Below are 18,296 nucleotides of genomic sequence, written 5' to 3'. Positions count from 1 at the left end.
ATCGCCCATGGTGAAGTACGGCTGGTCGGGGCGCAGTTGCCTGGCGGACTGTTCATGAAGGGCGCGCGGGAGCCCGGGCTACAGCCCTCAGCCGTACGAGCAGTTGGCGAGCTGGTACCGGAAGGCCGGCCACGACGACGATGCGCGCCGGGTGCTGCTGGCCAAACAGCGTCACCGCCGCCGCACCCTGCACCCGGCCGGGCGGCTCTGGGGAGTGCTCCTCGACGCTGCGGTTGGCTACGGCTACCGTCCCTGGCTCGCCGCGTTGTGGCTGCTGGCCTTCGCCGGGCTCGGTACGACCGTCTTCGGCGCCCACACCCCGCACCCGGCCGGTTCTGCCCCCGGGCCGGGCTTCAGCGCCCTCGTCTACACCCTGGACCTGCTGATCCCGATCGGTGGCCTGGGCCAGCGCACCGCCTGGTACTGGACCGCCCCCGGCGTCCAGCAATTCGCCTACCTCCTGATCGCGGTCGGCTGGCTGCTGACCACCGCTGTCGTCGCGGGTGTCACCCGAACCCTCAGCAGGAACTGACCGGTCCCGTCAGTGGGCGATGAGGGTGCCCCTGCCGAGGTCGCCCGCCCTGGACTGTCCGACTGATTCTCGAACACACCGGTGGGCTGGTCGGCACATCGGCTTCGGAGTCGATCGAGGACCGGGGCCGGGGCCAGAGTCAGGGGCCGAAGCCGGACCACCGAAATCGGCCGCCGGGCTGCTGCGAACCGGCCCGGTTGCCGGCCGCGTGGAGTTATGGAGTTCCCGGCTGCCGCAGTCCTTCGAGCGTGGTGAGCCACTGGGTGACAGCGATGTCGATGAACTCGTCGGTCACGTGGCTGCGGTCGAGGAAGAGGCGGGCGAGGACCGGCCCGTAGAGCAGGGTGAACTCGGGGGCGTCGAGCTGGACGCCGGAGGGCTCCAGCAGTTTGTTCAGGGCCGCGCGGCGGTCCTGGCTGGCGCACCTACCCGCTCGCCGAGGCCGCCCGGGCCCACGCGGACATCGAAGCGCGTCGCCACCAGGGCAAGGTCGTACTCCTGCCCTGAGCCGGGCAGTTACCCCGCACCGGCCGGCGCCTCGCCGAAGCCGCGGTCTCGCCCTGGCCGTCACCTCAGCTCACGCCGCCGTCTCGCCCCGTTCGTCCTCTCGCCCACGCCGATCGGGCGAGGCGTACGCGCGCGGCCGCGGTCATCACGGCCCGCTCGGGCCCTCACGACTTCCGCACCAACCCCCATTGCCCGACCGGCAATCCACCCGAAAGGAACATGACATGAAGGCCGCTCAGATCACCGGCTTCGGCGCGCCAACCGCCTTGCAGATCAACGAGGTTGACCGTCCCGTACCCGGTGCGGGCGAGGTGCTGATATCCGTCGGGGCGTCGAGCGTGAACGGACTCGACACGATCGTTCGCGCCGGGGGACTGCGCGTCGTGACCGGATGGCGGTTCCCGATCGGCGTGGGGCTGGACTTCGCCGGTGTCGTCGCCGCGACCGGTGCCGACGTCCCCCGGTGCCAGGTGGGAGACCGGGTATGGGGCACGGTGCACCCGCTCAAGCGGCACAGTTCCCGTGATCGACAGCGTGTATCCGCTGACGGACATCGCCTCGGCGCATCAGGCATTCGAGCGAGGCGGAGTGGTGGGCAAGCAGGTGGTGGCCGTGTCGACGGACGAGTAGGCCTCGTACGGGCGGAGACGGCCGGTGCCCGGCGGAGACGGCCGGCCCGGCCGAGGCGGCCGGGGCGGCGCGGACGGGGCCCGTCGGCGGGCGCGGGGATCAGCGGCCACCGGTGGGGCGGCAAAGGGCTGGTGGGGGCGGGCCTGGCTCACGCCCGGCGGACGAGGAGTTCGGTGTTGCGGTCCGCCGGGGTGCCCGCCATTTTTTCGTGGACGCCGTGGTGCAGGCCGGCGGCGAGGCCGGGTGCGTTGTAGGACAGCTCCCGGTAGAGCGAGGCGAGGCCGACGGCGGAGAGGTCGTCGAAGTCCGTGCGGTGCGGTGCGGCGGACTCGATGAGCGTGGTGAACAGGGACAGCGTCCCGTCGTGGTTGTCCACGAGCTCGATGATCCGTGCGTGCTGCGGATAGTCCACGTGCGAGGCCGTGTTGACCTCCCAGAAGGAGCGGGCGGTCGTCGGGTGGGCGTGCGGGGTGATGTGGTTGACGTGACTGTGGCCGTTGATCCAGGCCACCACGTTCGGGAAGCGGCTCAGCAGGGCGATGACCTCTTCGCCGTCGTGCCGCTGCTCCTCCGCGCGGCCCGCGTCGGGGCGCCGGGTCATGCTCGGGCTGTGGTGGTGGCTGAACACCAGGATGTGCGCGTCGTCGGCGCCGGTGTTGCGTACCAGCCGGCCGTCCGCGTCGTAATGGCGGGAGCTGTGGGCGGCCAACGTCCGCTCCAGCCAACGCAGTTGTTCGGTGCCCAGCGACCCCTCGTAGTGACCGCTGCGGTAGGTGGTGTCGATGCTGATGCCGATGACGCCCTCGGCGACGGTGAAGGAGTAGTACATCCGGTCACCGCCGAGGTGGTTGTCGGTGTAGCCGTGCCCGACCGGTCCCGCGCCGGCGACCGCCGGGTCCAGATGTGCCCGCAGGTATTCGTGGGGCGTGAACATCCGGCGGCGCTCGTCGGCGGTCACGGTGCGGGCTCCGGCGGCGTTGTGGCGCAGGATGTCCTTGAGCACCGTGCTCTTGGGGTCGCCGCCGGAGTCCAGAACCTTGGCGAAGGCGGCCACATCGGTATCCGGTACGGAGAACAGCTTGCGCGCCCCGGTGACGTAGTCCGCCAGCACGGGGTCCTGCGGGGCCAGACAACCACCCGGCAGGTCGTCGTGGTTGCCGGGCGTCGAGTACCAGGGCAGGCGCAGGCCGGGGCTGACGACCGGACGCATCGCGGCTTCGAGGTAGCCGGGTATCGACGGCAGGCCGCGTCTCTTGTCCTGGTCGCGCAGGGCGTCGTCCGGGTGCCAGTACAGCGCGAGGCCGGAATTCTGTACGCCCTCGTACGCCGTCGGATCACCGGTGTTGGGGGTGATCCGGCCACCGCTCATGAGGGTGAGGAACCACTCCAGTTCCGCCGTCGAGTGGTTGTCGATGTTGTCGCCCGTGGACATCACGAAGGCCGGCGGCCGGCCGGTGTGCGGTCCGCCGCGGACCGCGTTGGCCTGCTCCACCAGCGACACCGCGCCGGCCACCGACAGCGCCTCCTGCGCCCGCCACGATCCGGGCGATCCGGCGCGCAGGTACTCGGTGCGCAACGGGCTCTGGACATCGGCCACATGGAGGTCGGTGAACTGGACGAAGCACGCCAGGGCGGTGCGCCGGTCCTGGCGCCCGGAGGACGCGGCGGCGAGTTCACCGCGGACGACCAGGGGCCATCCGGGGCCGGAGGTGATCCGGCGGTAGCCGCCGCTGCCGCCGAGGTGCGCCGCGGTGTCCAGGGTGGTGGCCCCGTACGGTGCCGCGCGTCGCGCGCCGGGGCGGTCCGGCGACGTCTGCGTAAGGGGCTGTGCGGGTGCGGCGCCCGGGGGGCCGCTGCTGCTGCGCTGGCTCGGCAGTGCCCATGCGGCACCGACTCCGGCGACGGCGCCACCGGAGCTGAGGAGAAAGCGACGACGGTTGGTGGGGATGTGGGTTTCAATACCGGCCATCAGGCCCTCCGTGCCGTGGCCGGGGTACCTGACCACAGCGGTGTCACCAAACGGAATGTCTCATTCCAGAGGCTGGGCGGCGCGCGTGACCAGAAGCTGAACGTGCCCGGAACTGGGCACACCCATTGCCCGTCGGTACGGTCTGTCCGTCGGTACGGTCCGCCCGTCCGGCCCCCGCCCGCGGACGGCGATGCGCTACGCGGGCGGGCACAGGTCTCCCGGCCCGTGAGATTCCCCAGGTCCCCCAGCTCCCCGTGACAGGAGAGGTCATGTCCAGCAGCGTCGCCCCGGTCCGGATCACGTCCTACGGCGCCCGCTGGGGTGCCCCGCCCCGGCACGACACCGGCGCCCTCGTGCTGGACGTCCGTGACCGGATGTGGGACCCGGCCGACACCGCCGTCACGGAGGCTCTCGTCCCGCTGACCGGCCTGGACCCCGCGGTCCGTGACTATGTCCTGTCCGCCCCGGAGGCCCGGCGGACCGTCGAGCGCACCGGTCGTCAGATGCTGGCCCTGCACCGGGCCGCCGCCGAGGAGGCCGTTCATCTGTACGTCGCCTGCTGGTACGGCCGCCACCGCGCCCCGGCCGTCGCCCGCGCGGTCGCCGACTGGCTCGCCGAACGCGGTACCGCGGTCGATGTCGAGCACCGCGACATCGCCCGTCCGCTGATCCACCGCGAACCCGCGAAACAACTGGAGTCCTGCGCGTTCTGCCGTATCGCCGCCGGTACCGCGCCCGCCCGGCTCGTCCGCGACTGGCCGGATGCCCTGGCGATCGTCCCCCGCCGCCCGGTCGTCCCCGGTCACCTCCTGGTCGTCCCGCGCCGCCACGTACGGGACGCGACGACCGATCCGGCCGTGACCGCCGCGGTGATGCAACGCGCGGCGGAACTCGGCGGGGAACTGGCCGGTGACCTGAACATCATCACCGCGGTCGGCCCGGCGGCGACGCAGACCGTCTTCCACGCCCATGTCCATCTGGTCCCCCGGCACCACGGCGACGGCCTTCCGCTGCCCTGGACTCCCCAGTGGCAGTGATGCCGTGCGGGGGCCGCCGACCTGCGTGCACGGCGAGGCTAGGATCTCCGTTCGGACATGTCGGCGGGGAGCACGGATGAGTGGGGGGCAACGGGACGTGGCACAGGTGGAGTTGTCGTACAGACCGGCGGTCGAGGATTTCCGGGAGGCGCTGGGGGCCCGGGCGAAGGTCTCGGTCTCGGCCCGCCGTACGCGCCGGCTGATGGTGTTCGCGGCCGTGTGCATGGTGGGCGCGGCGGTGCTGTCGTTGTCGGGCGACGACGGCGTGGACCTGCCGCTCGTCGTGATGCCGCCGCTCGTCCTGCTGCTCCTGCTGGGCCAGACGCGGATGCAGGCCAAGGGCCTCCACCGGCTGGCCGCCGCGAAGGGCGAGCAGCGGATCGTCGTGGACGAGTCCGGCGTCACCGTCGCGACCGAGCAGGGTGCCACCAGCCTCACCTGGCAGGCGGCACCCCGCTACGCCGAGACGCCCCGGCTCTTCGTCCTGCTGAGCGGTGACAAGAACGCCTCCAGCATCACCTTGCTGCCCAAGCGCGGGGCGAGCGGAGCGGGCGACACCGACCGGCTGCGCGCTCTGCTCGACCAGCGCTCGTCCCGGATCGGCGCGGCGCGTCCCGCACCCGGGCGGGCCTCCTCGCAGGGCCAGGGGGTCTCGCGCGACCTCCCCTAGGGCACGTGATGCCCCAGGTTGAGGGCGGTTCCGAGGTCGACGGACGGGTCGAGAGCGGCGTCGATACGGATGCGCAGCAGTGGTCCGCCGGCGGTGAAGAACGGGGTGCCGAGGGCCGCGTTGAGCCTGGCGGCGGCCGCCGCGGTGACGGCGAGGTCGGTGTCCATGCGCAGGACGGCGGCCTCGGTGTCGATGGACGACGTCGTGCGGGGCCGGGTGAACGTGCCCAGGGTGGTCTTCGCGCCCCGGTTCAGGACGGCGTCGAGGGTGCCTTGGGAGAGGTCGCCGACGAAGCCGGTGACCTTGACGACCTTCTTCGTCCTGATGTTGATCAGCGCGATACCGGCGCGGGTGAACCGGAGCTCACCGCCGACCTTGCCGCCGCTGTTGGTGACCGTCCCGCTCTTGATACCGAGGTCGATGCTGCCGGTGGAGTAGTGCGGGCTGATCTGGCCCTGGGTGTCGATCTCCGCGATCGCCACGCCGCGGGCCTTGAGCGCGGCGAGGGTCTTCGGGGGCGCGTCGAAACGGGCCGAACCGCCCTTGACGGGGACCTCGGTGTTTCCGGCGAGACGGGTGGCGGCGGCAGCGGTGGCGGTGGCGCGGTCGCCGGACGGCGTGAGGGCAGTGGGGGCAGGGCGCCCCGGGGCGGCGGCTGCGAGAAGGGCGGTGGTGAATGCCAGAACGACGGCCGTGGCGAGAGGGCGAGCGCGCATGCATGTCCCTTTCTCCGGTGGGACCGAGTGCGGTGGGGCACCCGGTTCCGTGATGGAGGGGTCACCCTACGTGCTCGCCGGTGCGGTGCAGCGGTGGGCGCGATGCGCCGGGCCGGATCGTACGCCGCCCAGCCGTACGACGGCGCGGGGCGCGGCGCCGCCACCCTGCACCGGTCAGGGGTGACGCCCCTCCAGGCTGATCAGCAACGTGCGCAGCACGGCATTGAGCTCCTGCTGCTGCTCGTGGGTGAACGCGGAGAGCAGGGTGCGTTCGGCCTCGGTCTTGGTGGCGAAGACCTGCGTCGCGCGGTCGAGGCCGCGCTCGGTGAGCGTGACGAGGACGCTCCGGCGGTCGGCCGGGTCGAGTTCCCTGCTGACCCACCCCTTGGCTTCGAGGCGTGAAACGCGATTGGTGACGGCTCCGGTGGTGAGCTGCATCTGTGCCATCAGGTCCTTGGCGCTGAGGCGATGGTGCGGCACCGCCCGGCGCAGACAGGCCAGCAGCTCCAGCTCCCACAACTCGATTCCGTACCGCGTCAGTTCGCGCTTGAGCTCGGTCTCCATGTGATGCGCCACCCGCCGCAGGCGGTACACCAGCGCCTTGGACTCCAGGTCGGTCAGGTCGTGCGCACTGGAGATGACGTCGATCATGCCGTCGACGCGGTCGCGGGGCGAGCTTTCGGTCACATGGCGGATTCTAGCAGCGCGTTGACTGAAAGGCGAACGTTAATTATCTTCACGTTAAGACAACTGGAGGAGGAGCCGGAGTCATGGCGCGCATTACGCGGGAGAAGCTCGGCCAAGTCGTCACCGTCGCCGGAATGGCGGCGGCTCTGCCGTCGGTCTGGCAGACCGTCACCCACATCACGGATGACACCTATCGGGCGCCCGAGGCGCGGGACGGCGCGGGCCATGTGCAGTACCACATGGCCCGTGAGGCCCTGATCACCGCGGGGAGCCTGGCGGCCGTCGGAATCGGCGTGGCCGCGGGGCCGCGGCGCGGCCGGCCGATGTGGGGCGCGATGGCGGCAGCCGGGGCCGGTTTCGCGGCGGCGATGTGGTCCGGAGGCCCGACGACAGGTGTCTGGGCTCCCCACAAGAAGGCGTTCGCGGTGCATGTCGCCTCCACCACCGGTCTCGTCGCGGGCGTCTGCCTGCTGCGTCCCGGGCGGGGGCGTCGATGAGCGTCGATGTGATCGTCGCGGGCGGCGGGCCGGTCGGTCTGCTGACCGCCGCTCTGCTGGACGCCGCGGGGGTCTCCGTGGAGGTGCTGGAGCGCAAGGCAGGCCGCAGCGAGCTCGCCAAGGCCACCACGATGCACCCCCGGACCCTGGAGGTCCTCACCCTGCTGCGCACCGAAGGCGACCGGCGGCTCTCCGACCTCCTGGTCGCGCTGGGGCACCCCGTACCGCTGGCCCACTTCGCCGTGCTGCCCGCCGGACTCGACTACACGCGGCTCGACACGCCCTACCCCTTCGTGCTGATGGTCCCCCAGACGACGACCGAACAGGTGCTGGCGGACCACCTGCGCCGGCGCGGCACACCTGTGCACTACGGCCACGACGTCACCGCGTTCACCCAGGACGCCGACGGGGTCCGGGTGACCGTCAACGGCCGGGTGCGCGAGGCCGGTTACCTGGTGGGGGCCGACGGCGCGCGCAGCCTCGTACGGCAGCAAGCCGGCATCGACTTCCGGGGGACCCCGCCCTCCATGGTGGGATTCGTCGCCGACGTCACCCTGACCGACCCTCCGGACGGGGTCGTGCACCACTGGGACCACCGGCACGGTCAGCTCAGCGTGGTCCCGTTGCCCGACGGCAACCACCGGGTGTTCGGCACCGAGGCCGCGGACACCGGACTCACCCCCGGCCAGGTGCGCGCACGCCAGGCGCAGGCGCCGACCGCCGACGCGCTGCGCGCCAACCTGCGGCGGATGACCGGCGGCGACCACGGACTGCGCGAGGTGCGGTGGCAGTCCACGGCCAACGACACCACCCGGCACGCCGCGAAGTACCGCAGCAACCGCGTCTTCCTGGCCGGCGACGCGGCCCATGTGCATCTGCCCGCAGGCGGCCAGGGGCTGAATGTCGGACTGCAGGACGCGGCGAACCTGGCGTGGAAACTGGCGGCCGAGATCCACGGCTGGGCACCGGCCGCGATCACCGAAGGGGCGGCCGGTTACGAGAGCGAGCGGGCCCCCGTCGCCGCCGAACTGGCCGGCAACACCCTGGCGCAGGCGGCCCTGATGACCACCTTCACCCCGGCGGGTGCGGCGCTGCGCGACCTCATGAGCGCACTGATCGCCAAGGGCGGGGACACGGCGGACGACCTCGCCGGCCGGCTGTCCGGACTCGGCCTGTCCTATGTCCCTCCGGCCCCGGGGCACCCCTTGGACGGCTGCCGCGCACCCGACCTCGCGCTGTCGGACGGCACCCTGCACCGCCGGCTGGCGGTCGACCGGTTCCTGCTGGCCGACTTCACAGCCGGCGCCGTCTTCACGCCTCTTGGCTCGGCCCGTGTCGAGGTCGCCAGGGCCCTGCCGTGGTCCGGCCTGTCGGCCGCGCTGATCCGGCCGGACGGCTATATCGCCCGCGCCTGGACCGCACCCGACGTCGAGGAGGTGGCCGCGGCGGTCCGTGCCTGGACGACCCGCCCGTAAGCGCCCGTTCCCCGGAGCGCCGCCCGTTCCGTCGGGCCGGGCGGCGCTCCGGGCCGACCGCCGGTGGGGTCGCCGGGCGGGAAGATCCCGGGCCGGCCGGGCGCCCCCACCGGAGCACCGACGTCAATCCCGTCAACCTGCTCTGAAAGGCGCGCAGTTCGGCGGGCGGTCACCGGCCGGGCGCAGCGGTCGGCGACCAGGGCCACGGCCGCCGATCAGCGGCCGTGCCGCCGTGCCGCCGGACCGAAAATCGGCCGCGGAGGTATGGCCCCGTCCGTCACCCGTCGGTAGCTTGTCGATGCCCCGTCGGCGGTGTCCCCGCCGCGGGGCTGCTCGCCGGGCGCACCCGGCGGGCACACCCGACGAAGCGGCTGGATGACGTGAAGCCTTTCTTACGCTCGGCGTGCGGCGCGGTGGCGGTATGCCTCGTCCTCATCCTCACGGGGAGCGGCGTGCCCGGTGCGGCCGCTGCCCCCGTCCTCTCGGATGCGGCCGCTGCCGGGCCGTCCGCGGCACCGCGACGCGCCACGGCGTGGAAGGCTCCGCTGTCCACCAGGGGCCGGTACATCGTCGACGCGGACGGGAAGCGGTTCCGGTGGAAGGCGGGCAACTGGGACGGCGCGCAGGGCTCCTGGAACGGTTCGGGCGACATCGACGACCCTTCCGCCCACCACAGTGGTCAGAACTCCCACGGCATCCCGCTCGGGCTCGACCGCGTGGGCATCGCCTCGCTGCTGCACGACTTCCGCGCACTGGGGCTCAACAGCATCCGGCTGCCGTTCTCCAACGAGATGATCCACTCCACGGCCCCGGTGCCGGACGCCGCGGTGGCCGCCAACCCGCGGCTGCGCGGCAGGACACCGCTGCAGATCTATGACGCCGTGATCGAGGCCCTGACCGCGGACGGCTTCGCCGTCATCCTCAACAACCATACGAACACCACCCGATGGTGCTGCGGCCTCGACGGCAACGAGCGGTGGAACAGCCGCCAGACCACGCGGCAATGGGCGGACGACTGGGTCTTCATGGCCCGGCGCTACCAGGACAACAGCCGCGTCGTGGGGGCCGACCTCTACAACGAAGTGCGCCGCGACGTCTGGGACGACCCCAACTGGGGCCTGGGCGACGCCCACGACTGGCAGGCCGCCGCCCAGGAGGCGGCGGACCGGATCCAGACGGAGGCCGCTCCCCACCTCCTCCTCATCATCGAGGGCATCAACTGGACCGGACTGCCGGTGGACGGCCTGCCGCACGGCCGCCCCACCCTCACCCCGGTCCGTACGCTGTCGCACACCCTGGTCCGCTCCGGGAAACTCGTCTACGCGGCCCACTTCTACGGCTACACCGGCCCGCGCCACAGCGGCGCCACCGGGGTGGGGGAGACCAGCGACCCCCGCTATCAGGACCTGACCCACGACCAGTTGCGCGCCGTACTGCACGATCAGGCGTTCTTCGTCTCCGCCGAGACCGGACAGCACTTCACCGCACCCTTGTGGATCAGCGAATTCGGTATCGGCGCCGACGAGCGGGGCCCGGCCGCCCGCGCATGGTTCACCCACCTGACGGACTACCTTGCCGCCACCGACACGGACTTCGCCTACTGGCCGCTCGTCGGCTGGAGCACCGACGCCCAGGGCCGCCCGGCCGGGGACAACTGGGCCCTGCTGCGTTACGACACCGCCGGCAGCCGGAGCGGGATCCTCGACGGCGAGGACTGGCGCGCGGCGGCGTGGAACCGGCTGATGGCGGCACCGCAACGGACGGGCTCCGTGCCACCGACCCCCGCGTGGCACATGCTCACCCTGGACCACCGCGACTTCGTCCAGTCCCTGAGCGCACGAGCCCTCGGCGACTGGGACGTCGGAGCCCGCAAGGCCGCCTGCCCCGACGGGGAGCGGCTGATCGGCCTCAGCCACACCCAGGGCCGCGGGCTGTGCACCGATGCCCCCACCGCCGGCGCTCTGCGCTCGCCCGGCAGCTCTCCCGAGGTCGTACGCGACGAGCGGTACGTCCCGGCCGGCGGAGACTGGGCCCCCGGCTACCGCAAGCTCCAGTGCCCCGAGGGCCACTTCCTCTCCGGCTACAGCCTGCGCGGGGAGAGGGTCTCCGCCGCCTTGTGCACGCCCGCCCGCGCCTCGCTCGGCACGACGGGGGAAACCGTCTGGTTCGACCGTGGCGACCACCGTCCGCCCGGCGACCCCGGTGGCGATTTCGCCTACGGCCACTACAAGGGCCAGTGCCCGTCCGACGCCTACGCGGCAGGCATCGCCCACACCGCCCGCCCCGGACACCGGGACAGCCCCGAAGCCCTGCTCTGCCGGCCGCTCTCATGAGGCGTCGGCCCGCCGGCTCGACGTCGGCGCGCCCGGCCGGCGTTCCTCACCGGGGGACAGCGGCCGGGCCGGTGAGCTCTTGAGGTGACCCTGGTCCGTCGTGATCGTTGTCCGGTGGTGAACAGAATTGTCACTGCCTCGGTCCTTGCCCTGTGCGCTCTGGTTCCGGCTGCTCCGGCCCAGGCGGACGGCCCCGGGAGGATGCCGCAGGTGGCAGGCCGGCGGCTGGTCTCCGCCTACGCGGCCCTCCATTACGACACCTCCGTCCAGCTCAGGGACGGGCGCGGCGCCGGCCGCCATGTGCTGTGGCCGGCGGGCTGGAAGGTCTGTGCGCAGCAGCCGGCGGCGGGCACCCCGCTGCAGGGCCGACGGGTCACGCTCACCGTGGTCAAGCGCAAGGAGTCGTGCCCGTAAGGGTGCGCGCCGGCCGCGACGCCGGGCGCATCAGTCGCGCGGGATGCGGCCCTTGCTCCGCATGGCGGTGCGGACGCGTTCCTCGGCGAGCCGGCGGCCGGCGGTGTGCGGTGTGACCTGCTGGCGCCGGGCCGCGTCCAGGACGGTCATGGCGTTGGCGCGCAGCCGCGTCGACACCGTCTCGACGATGGTGGACGTGTCGGGCCGGAACCCGGAGTAGCGGGCGTCCATCGCGAAGGCGGCCGCGACGACACCGCCGGCGTTCGCCACGAAGTCGGGCAGCACGGTGATGCCGCGCTCCGCGAGGACGCTGCGGGCCTCCGCGGAGGTGGGCAGATTGGCGCCCTCCACGACGAGCTTCGCCTTGATGTCGTGTGCGGTGCCGCGGTCGATGACGTCCTGCAGGGCCGCGGGCACCAAGATGTCGCAGTCCACGATGAGTTCGCCGCCCGGCGCGAGCACGGCACCGGGGGAGTGGCGGGTGACGAAGCGGTCGCCGTGCTCGTCCCGCGCCGCCAGCAGCGCGTCGACGTCGAGGCCGCTGGGGTCGTGCAGTGCCCCGTGGGCGGTGGACACCGCCACGACGGTGGCCCCGAGTTCGGCGAAGCGGCGGGCGGCGGCGCTGCCGACCGCACCGAAGCCCTGGAGGGCGACCCGGGAGCCGGCCATCGCCAGCCCCTGGTGCCGCGCCGCCGCGTCGGCCGCCTCGGCGACGCCGTAGCCGGTGACGCCGAGCTTGTCGTAGGCCACGCCGCCGAGGTGCTCGGGGGTGCCGACGGCGGCGCCGCGGTCGCCCAGTTCGTCCTGGATGACGGCGGCGTCGTCTTCGGTCAGGCCCATGTCGAGTCCCATCACGTACTCGCGGGGGACCTCGTTCGACAGCGCGCGGGCGAACGCACGCAGCACCGCCTCCTTGTCGCGGGAGGCCGGATCGGCGACGATGCCGGCCTTGGCGCCGCCGTAGAAGAGGTCGACGGCGGCCCACTTCCATGTCATGACGCGCGCCAGCCGGGACACCTCGTCGACGGTCACGCCCGGGCTCATCCGCGTGCCGCCCTTGCCGATGCCGCGGGCGGTGTTGTCGATCACCAGGACGCCCTTCATGCCGGTGCGGCGGTGCGAGACGACGACGATCTTCTCGGGGCCCCACTCGTCGACGAGGGAGAGTGCGTCAGTCACGGGTGTGTTCCTTGTCGGTAGGAAGAACGGGGAGCGTGGTGCGGGCGGAGGCGTCGGCCGGCGGCAGCGCCCGGGCGATCAGCTCGGCGAGATGGGTGCCGCCGCGATCGGTCTGCTGGGCGATCTGGGTGCGGCAGCTGAAGCCGTCGGCCAGGATTCGCGTGGCGGCGGGGGCCGAGCGCACCGCGGGGAGCAGCACCTGTTCGCCCGCGGCGACCGAGACGTCGTAGTGGCCGCGTTCGAAACCGAAGTTGCCGGCGAGTCCGCAACAGCCGGAATCGAGCCTGGTGTTGTCGATTCCCATGCGGGCCAGCAGCGTGCCGTCGGCGCCGAAGCCGGAGGTGGCGTGCTGGTGGCAGTGGGTCTGGCTGATCGAGTGGCCCTCGATCAGCGGGGGCTGCCAGCCGGGCGTGTGGTCGACGAGGAGTTCGGCGAGGGTGAGGGTGGCCCGGGAGAGCGCGCGGGCGTCGTCGTCGCCGTCGAGGAGTTCGGGGAGGTCGCTCTTGAGGGCCGCGGTGCAGCTCGGCTCCAGCCCGACGACGGGCGTGCCGGCCCGGACCTCGGGAGCCAGCGCGGCGAGGGTCCGCCGGGCGATACGGCGGGCGACTCCGAGCTGCCCGGTGGTGATCCAGGTGAGGCCGCAGCACTGCGTGCCGTCGGGGACCCGTACCCGGAAGCCCGCGTGCTCCAGTACGGCCACGCCGGCCTGGAGGACCTCCGGGCTGAAGTGGTTGTTGAAGGAGTCGACCCACAGCAGGACCGGGCCGCGCCGGCCGTCGCCCTCGGGCGTGCGGCGCCGGAACCAGGCCAGGAAGGTCTGATCGGCGAAGCGGGGCAGGTCCCGCTGCGCGGCGATACCGCCGAGCCGTTTGAGGACGGGGGCGAGGCGGGAGGAAGTGAGCGCGTTGACCAGTCCGGGAACCCGGGCGGCCAGCCGTGACAGCAGTGGCAGCCAGCCCATGGTGTAGTGCGAGGCGGGTCGCAGGCGCCCCTTGTAGTGGTGGTGGAGGAACTCCGACTTGTAGGTGGCCATGTCCACGCCGACGGGGCAGTCGGCGCTGCATCCCTTGCACGACAGGCACAGGTCGAGGGCGTCGCGCACCTCGGTGGAACGCCAGCCGTCGGTGATCACCTCACCCTGGGTCATCTCGTACAGCAGCCGGGCGCGGCCGCGGGTGGAGTCCTTCTCGTCCCGTGTGACCCGGTAGCTGGGGCACATCACGTCGCCGCGGTGGGCGGTGGAGCGGCACTTGCCGACGCCCACGCAGCGGCGGGTGGCCTTGGCGAAGTCGCCGTCGTCGGAGTGGAAGGGGAAGACGGTGGTCAGGGGGAGGGGGGTGCGGTGCGGGCTGACGCGGAGGTTGCCGTCGACGGGCAGCGGCCGCACGATCATGCCGGGGTTGAGGCCGTTGTCGGGGTCCCAGATGTTCTTGAACTCCTCGAACAGGGCGATGACGTCGGGTCCGTACAACAGGGGCAGCAGCGCGGAGCGGGCCTGGCCGTCGCCGTGCTCGCCGGACAGCGAGCCACCGTGCGCGGCGACCAGCCGGGCGGCGTCTTCGAGGAAGGCGCGGAAGGCGGCGGTGCCCTGTTCGGTGGTGAAGCCGAAGTTGATCCGGACGTGCAGACAGCCTTCGCCGAAGTGTCCGTAGACGGCGCCCTGCAACTCGTAGCGGTGCAGCAGTGCCATGAACCGGCGCAGGTAGGAGCCCAGTTGGTCGGGCGGGACGGCCGCGTCCTCCCATCCGGGCCAGGCCTCGGCACCTGCCTCGGACCCGGTCACCGGGGGCAGGCGGGTGGCCAGGCCCGCGCCGTCCTCGCGGATCCGCCACAGGTCGCGGGCGCGCACGGGGTCGGTGACGATCTCACTGCCGGAGAACCCCGCAGCCCGGCGCGCGGTCCCGGCCAGCTCTTCGGCCTGCCGCGGCAGCGTGTCCGCGGGACCGCCGAGTTCCGCGAACAGCCAGGCCTGCGCGGTGGGCAGGGTGTCGATGGTGGCCCTGGTGCCGGGCCGGGTGACGATGTCGGTCAGCGCACGATCGAGTCCCTCCAGGGCCAGCGGCTCGTGCCGGAGCAGCGCCGGGACCGCATCGGCCGCGGCGCCGGCGTCCGAGAACCCGAGGACGACCAGGGCCCGCGCGGGGGGAGGCGTCAGGAGACGGACGGTCGCCGAGAGGACGACGGCGAGCGTGCCCTCGCTGCCGACCAGCGCTCTGGCGAGGTTGAAGCGCCGCTCGGGCAGCAGGTGTTCCAGCGCATAGCCCGACACCTGCCGCGGAAACCGCCCCAGTTCGGTGCGGAGCGTCGCCAGATGGCGCCGCGCGAGACGGTCCAGGGCACCGATCAGCTCCCCGCGGTCGTCTCCCGCGGCAACGGCCGCGTCGATCTCGCCCCGCGTCATCTCGCCGAGCCGGACCACCGTGCCGCGGTAGGTGACCACCTCGAGTTCCACGATGTTGTCCGCGGTGCGTCCCCAGGCGAGCGAGTGCGAGCCGCACGCGTTGTTGCCGATCATGCCGCCCAGGGTGCAGCGGCTGTGCGTGGAGGGGTCGGCGCCGAAGAGCAGGCCGTGCTCGGCGGCGGCGTGCTGCAGGTCGTCCAGGACGATGCCGGGCTGCACGGTCGCGGTCCTGGCGTGCGGGTCCAGCGCGGTCAGCCGGTTGAAGTAGCGGGAGAAGTCGAGCACCACGCCCGGTCCGACGGCCTGTCCCGAGGTGCTGGTGCCCGCTCCGCGTGCGGTGATCGGCACCCCCAGGCGGCGGCACACCCGGAGCGCGTTGAGGACGTGCTGCCGCTCGCGGGGAAAGACCACGGCGAGCGGGATCCGGCGGTAGTTGGAGGCATCGGCCGAGTACTGCGCCCGGCGGCCGGCATCGCCGGCGACCGTGCCGCAGTCCCCGTGGCCGAGGGCTTCGGCCACCGCTGCCGCGTCGAGACCGTCGGGGCCCTGGGCTGTCGAGGTCACCGTGCTCGCTCCTTCGTGCTCACCCGTCGTGTTCCGCCTGGTCCCGTCCACGATGTGGGGCGCCGGGGCCGGCCACAAGGCCCAGCAGGACGAAAGAATGCGCGCTTGAGGCCAAGTAATGCTTAGGCTCGCGTTCGAGGGCGACGGATGCTTATGCTCGCCTCCCGCGTCGTTTGGGAGCCCGCCTTGCTGAAGCCACTGCATCTGCTCACACTCAAGGCCGTCGTCCACAGCGCCTCGTTCGCCCTCGCGGCCCGCGACCTCGGCTATACCGCCTCCGCCATCTCGCAGCAGATCTCCGCACTGGAGAAGGAGACCGGTCTGGTGCTGTTCGAGCGGGAGGCGCACGGGATCCGCCCCACCGCCGCGGCGCACCGCCTGGTCGATCTCAGCACTCATGTGCTGGCGGCCATGGACGACCTCGACCACCAGGTGCAGGAGCTCGCCACCGGCGCCACCGGCCGGCTGCGGCTGGGCAGTTTTCCCACCGCCGACGTACGGCTGGTGCCCTCCGCCCTGTCCGCGCTCGTCGAAAGCCACCCGCGGGCGCGGATCCAGCTGGAGGAGGGCGAGCCCGAGGAGCTCATCACCGCGCTCAGCCACGGCGATCTCGATGTCGCGCTCGTCTTCGAGTACGGCCTCAGCCCGCGCCAGTGGCCCGGCGGCCTCACTCGTCATGATCTGCTGCGCGAGGACCTCGTCCTGCTCAGGGCGCGTGACAGCGGTCTGAGCGGCCAGCTGTCCCAGCTGTCCGAGGCACGCTGGATCACCAGCCGGGAGGACACCGCCGGCGCCCGCTCGTTCATCCGCCTCTGTGCGGCCGTGGGGTTCGAGGCCGCCGTCGCCTTCCGCAGCAACAACTACGACGTGGTGCGGCAACTGGTCTCCGCGGGGCTCGGCGTGGCCGTGGTCCCGGCGCTCGGTCATGTGCCCGGCGACGGCATCGAGGCGACCCGGGTCACCCAGCGCTCCGCACACCGCACGGTGATGGCGCTGCACCGCAGCGGGAACAGCAACCCGCTGCTCCCCGCCGTGCTCCGCTGTCTGCGGCGCGCGGTACCCGTCGGTGAACCGTATCTGCACCCGGCGTATGCCGAATGACCTGTCGGTCGCGGACGGGCTCCGCCGCTCCCAGGGCGGGGGAGCGGCGGAGCGTCGGCCTGCGCGGCTGACTGCCCGTCACGGGGCGGGTGCGGGCTCGGGTTCGTCGGACTCCGACATCCGGTCGAGGGCGTCGAGGTCCACCGAGCCGCCCGGCATGACCTTGCGGGTGCGGCGGTATCCGTAGCCGGCGTAGAGGGCCAGGCCGACGACCAGCCAGCCGCCGAGCCGCACCCACGTCTCCCACTGCAGGAACGACATCAGCCAGACGGAGAAGGCCATGCCGAGGACGGGCACCACCGGCATGCCCGGGCATCGGAACTCGCGCTTGAGGTGCGGCTTCGCGTAGCGCAGGACCAGCACGGAAGCGGAGACCACCACGAATGCCAACAGCACTCCGATGTTGGTGAGTTCCGCGACCGCGTTGATGGGCAGCAGACCCGCCAGTACGGCGGACACCGCGCCGATCAGCCAGGTGGCGCGGTGCGGAACCTTGCGACGGGGGTGGATGGCGCCGAACCATGCCGGCATCAGCCCGTCGCGGCTGAGGGCGTACCAGAGGCGGGAGGCGCCCATCATGAAGGAGAAGGTCACGGTGACGATGCCGATGACCGCGCCGACGGCGATCACATTGGCCAGCCCGCTCAGCCCCACGCTCTGGAACGCGCTGGAGATGCCGCTGTTCGGATTGAGCTCGCTGTAGCGCTGCATCCCGGTGAGCACGATGCACACCAGCACGTACAGCACCATGGAGACCGCCAGCGACAGCATCATCGCCTTCGGCAGCTTGCGCCGTGCCTCCACCGATTCCTCCGCCGCCGTGCTCAGCGCGTCATAGCCGAAGACGGCGAAGAAGACCGTGGCCGCCCCGGTGAACGCGCCGCCGAAACCGAATGGCGCGAAGGGGTGCAGATGGGCGGTGTCGACCTTGGTGAAGCCCACCACGATCACCAGCAGCACGATGGCGATCTTGATGACGGTCAGCACCGTCTCCACCCGGGCCGAGGTCCGGGTGCCCAGGGTCAGCAGCCAGGCCACGCCGAGACAGATCGCCACCGCGAGCAGATCGACCCGGTGGCCGTCGCCGGTGCCGGGGGCGCCCAGAGCCCAGGCCGGCAGGTGGATGCCGACCGCCTGCAGCAGGAATCCCAGGTAACCCGACATGCCGATCGCCACGACGGCGACGATGGCGGTGTATTCCAGCAGCAGGTCCCAGCCCACGATCCAGCCCACGATCTCCCCGAGGACCGCGGCGCAGTAGGTGTAGGACGAGCCTGCCTTCGGCACCATGCCGGCGAACTCGGCATAGGCGAAGGCCGCACAGAGCGAGGCGGCGCCGGCCACGAGGAACGAGATCAGTACGGCGGGGCCGGCGACATCACGGGCGACGGCCGCGGCCAGGCTGAAGATGCCGGCCCCGATGATGGCGCCGATGCCGATCATCGTCAGCTGGGTGAGGCCGAGCGTGCGCACCATGCGCTCACCGCCGGGCTGTTCATGCGGCAGTGTGCGCCGGAAGATTCCCTGGGGGCCTCTTCCCAGCAACGCGCGAACGGGAGATTTCGGGGTGTGATGGGGGGACAT

At 72.2% G+C, this 18,296-nt stretch carries 15 protein-coding genes and 2 pseudogenes; 11 read left to right on the top strand and 6 right to left on the bottom strand.

Going from position 1 to position 18,296, the window contains the following annotated elements:
• Window positions 1-103 precede the first annotated feature (103 nt).
• The 4 genes and pseudogenes from Scani_RS42335 to Scani_RS09885 all read left to right on the top strand — a co-directional run bounded on the left by Scani_RS42335 (window position 104) and on the right by Scani_RS09885 (window position 1,669).
• Window positions 104-532 (top strand): hypothetical protein, encoded by a 429-nt coding sequence (locus Scani_RS42335; protein WP_413085349.1) that lies wholly within the window; start codon window positions 104-106, stop codon window positions 530-532.
• A gap of 432 nt (window positions 533-964) precedes the next feature.
• Window positions 965-1,039: pseudogene (locus Scani_RS40760) on the top strand (hypothetical protein); the annotation flags it as partial.
• A gap of 224 nt (window positions 1,040-1,263) precedes the next feature.
• Window positions 1,264-1,545, top strand: a pseudogene (locus Scani_RS09890) (alcohol dehydrogenase catalytic domain-containing protein); the annotation flags it as partial.
• A gap of 16 nt (window positions 1,546-1,561) precedes the next feature.
• Window positions 1,562-1,669 carry a zinc-binding dehydrogenase gene (locus Scani_RS09885; RefSeq protein ID WP_159472472.1) on the top strand — a complete coding sequence of 36 codons (108 nt, stop codon included), beginning with the start codon at window positions 1,562-1,564 and terminating at the stop codon, window positions 1,667-1,669.
• A 148-nt stretch (window positions 1,670-1,817) separates the two neighbouring features.
• On the opposite strand, the gene Scani_RS09880 is transcribed toward Scani_RS09885, so the two are convergent.
• A complete protein-coding gene (locus Scani_RS09880; RefSeq protein ID WP_159472470.1) occupies window positions 1,818-3,638 on the bottom strand; it encodes a TIGR03767 family metallophosphoesterase in 1,821 nt (606 codons plus the stop codon).
• A gap of 269 nt (window positions 3,639-3,907) precedes the next feature.
• On the opposite strand from Scani_RS09880, the gene Scani_RS09875 reads away from it, so the two are divergent.
• The gene (locus tag Scani_RS09875) at window positions 3,908-4,675 is read left to right on the top strand and encodes an HIT family protein (RefSeq protein ID WP_159472468.1); all 768 of its coding nucleotides are present in this window, start codon (window positions 3,908-3,910) and stop codon (window positions 4,673-4,675) included.
• A 76-nt stretch (window positions 4,676-4,751) separates the two neighbouring features.
• Window positions 4,752-5,345 (top strand): YcxB family protein, encoded by a 594-nt coding sequence (locus Scani_RS09870; RefSeq protein WP_159472466.1) that lies wholly within the window; start codon window positions 4,752-4,754, stop codon window positions 5,343-5,345.
• Here Scani_RS09870 and Scani_RS09865 read toward each other — a convergent pair.
• Together Scani_RS09865 and Scani_RS09860 are read right to left on the bottom strand one after the other, a co-directional pair.
• Window positions 5,342-6,061 carry a hypothetical protein gene (locus tag Scani_RS09865; protein WP_159472464.1) on the bottom strand — a complete coding sequence of 240 codons (720 nt, stop codon included), beginning with the start codon at window positions 6,059-6,061 and terminating at the stop codon, window positions 5,342-5,344. The two genes, Scani_RS09870 and Scani_RS09865, sit on opposite strands and share 4 nt — an antisense overlap.
• 174 nt (window positions 6,062-6,235) lie before the next feature.
• Complete coding sequence (locus Scani_RS09860; protein ID WP_218039169.1) at window positions 6,236-6,748, bottom strand: MarR family winged helix-turn-helix transcriptional regulator; 513 nt, start codon at window positions 6,746-6,748, stop codon at window positions 6,236-6,238.
• 83 nt (window positions 6,749-6,831) lie between these two features.
• Here Scani_RS09860 and Scani_RS09855 point away from each other — a divergent pair, with 83 nt between their 5' ends.
• The 4 genes from Scani_RS09855 (at window position 6,832) to Scani_RS09840 (ending at window position 11,467) form a co-directional block, all read left to right on the top strand.
• Window positions 6,832-7,245 (top strand): hypothetical protein, encoded by a 414-nt coding sequence (locus Scani_RS09855; protein WP_159472462.1) that lies wholly within the window; start codon window positions 6,832-6,834, stop codon window positions 7,243-7,245.
• Window positions 7,242-8,720: an FAD-dependent monooxygenase gene (locus Scani_RS09850; protein ID WP_159472460.1), complete on the top strand. Its 1,479-nt coding sequence runs from the start codon at window positions 7,242-7,244 to the stop codon at window positions 8,718-8,720. Before Scani_RS09855 ends, Scani_RS09850 begins: the two co-directional genes overlap by 4 nt.
• Before the next feature lie 380 nt (window positions 8,721-9,100).
• Window positions 9,101-11,053, top strand: coding sequence for a glycoside hydrolase family 5 protein (locus Scani_RS09845; protein WP_371872331.1), 1,953 nt, complete (start codon window positions 9,101-9,103; stop codon window positions 11,051-11,053).
• A gap of 210 nt (window positions 11,054-11,263) precedes the next feature.
• Window positions 11,264-11,467, top strand: coding sequence for a PASTA domain-containing protein (locus Scani_RS09840; protein WP_246295674.1), 204 nt, complete (start codon window positions 11,264-11,266; stop codon window positions 11,465-11,467).
• Between the two features lie 30 nt (window positions 11,468-11,497).
• Here Scani_RS09840 and Scani_RS09835 read toward each other — a convergent pair whose 3' ends face one another.
• Both Scani_RS09835 and Scani_RS09830 read right to left on the bottom strand, forming a co-directional pair.
• Window positions 11,498-12,646 carry a Glu/Leu/Phe/Val family dehydrogenase gene (locus tag Scani_RS09835; protein ID WP_159472455.1) on the bottom strand — a complete coding sequence of 383 codons (1,149 nt, stop codon included), beginning with the start codon at window positions 12,644-12,646 and terminating at the stop codon, window positions 11,498-11,500.
• The gene (locus tag Scani_RS09830; RefSeq protein WP_159472452.1) at window positions 12,639-15,611 is read right to left on the bottom strand and encodes an FAD-binding and (Fe-S)-binding domain-containing protein; all 2,973 of its coding nucleotides are present in this window, start codon (window positions 15,609-15,611) and stop codon (window positions 12,639-12,641) included. The genes Scani_RS09835 and Scani_RS09830 overlap by 8 nt, the downstream gene beginning before the upstream one ends.
• Before the next feature lie 186 nt (window positions 15,612-15,797).
• Between Scani_RS09830 and Scani_RS09825 the strand changes: the two genes are divergently transcribed.
• On the top strand, window positions 15,798-16,712 hold the full coding sequence (locus Scani_RS09825) for a LysR family transcriptional regulator (RefSeq protein WP_159472449.1): 915 nt from the start codon (window positions 15,798-15,800) through the stop codon (window positions 16,710-16,712).
• A gap of 78 nt (window positions 16,713-16,790) precedes the next feature.
• Here the strand turns inward: Scani_RS09825 and Scani_RS09820 are convergent, their stop codons facing one another.
• Window positions 16,791-18,188, bottom strand: a complete 1,398-nt coding sequence (locus tag Scani_RS09820) for an amino acid permease (RefSeq protein ID WP_174872663.1) — start codon at window positions 18,186-18,188, stop codon at window positions 16,791-16,793.
• Window positions 18,189-18,296 lie beyond the last annotated feature (108 nt).

It is taken from the genome of Streptomyces caniferus, from assembly GCF_009811555.1.
GTDB classification, from domain to species: domain Bacteria; phylum Actinomycetota; class Actinomycetes; order Streptomycetales; family Streptomycetaceae; genus Streptomyces; species Streptomyces caniferus.
The sequence above is the reverse complement of the archived record's forward strand: the minus strand, read 5'-3'. Positions and strand labels throughout refer to the sequence as shown.

Coding starts and splice junctions, on each gene's coding strand:
- Scani_RS09870 (WP_159472466.1), top strand. CDS start 4,752: ATGAGTGGGGGGCAACGGGACGTGGCACAGGTGGAGTTGTCGTACAGA.
- Scani_RS09820 (WP_174872663.1), bottom strand. CDS start 18,188: ATGGTGCGCACGCTCGGCCTCACCCAGCTGACGATGATCGGCATCGGC.
- Scani_RS09855 (WP_159472462.1), top strand. CDS start 6,832: ATGGCGCGCATTACGCGGGAGAAGCTCGGCCAAGTCGTCACCGTCGCC.
- Scani_RS09850 (WP_159472460.1), top strand. CDS start 7,242: ATGAGCGTCGATGTGATCGTCGCGGGCGGCGGGCCGGTCGGTCTGCTG.
- Scani_RS09880 (WP_159472470.1), bottom strand. CDS start 3,638: ATGGCCGGTATTGAAACCCACATCCCCACCAACCGTCGTCGCTTTCTC.
- Scani_RS09875 (WP_159472468.1), top strand. CDS start 3,908: ATGTCCAGCAGCGTCGCCCCGGTCCGGATCACGTCCTACGGCGCCCGC.
- Scani_RS09865 (WP_159472464.1), bottom strand. CDS start 6,061: ATGCGCGCTCGCCCTCTCGCCACGGCCGTCGTTCTGGCATTCACCACC.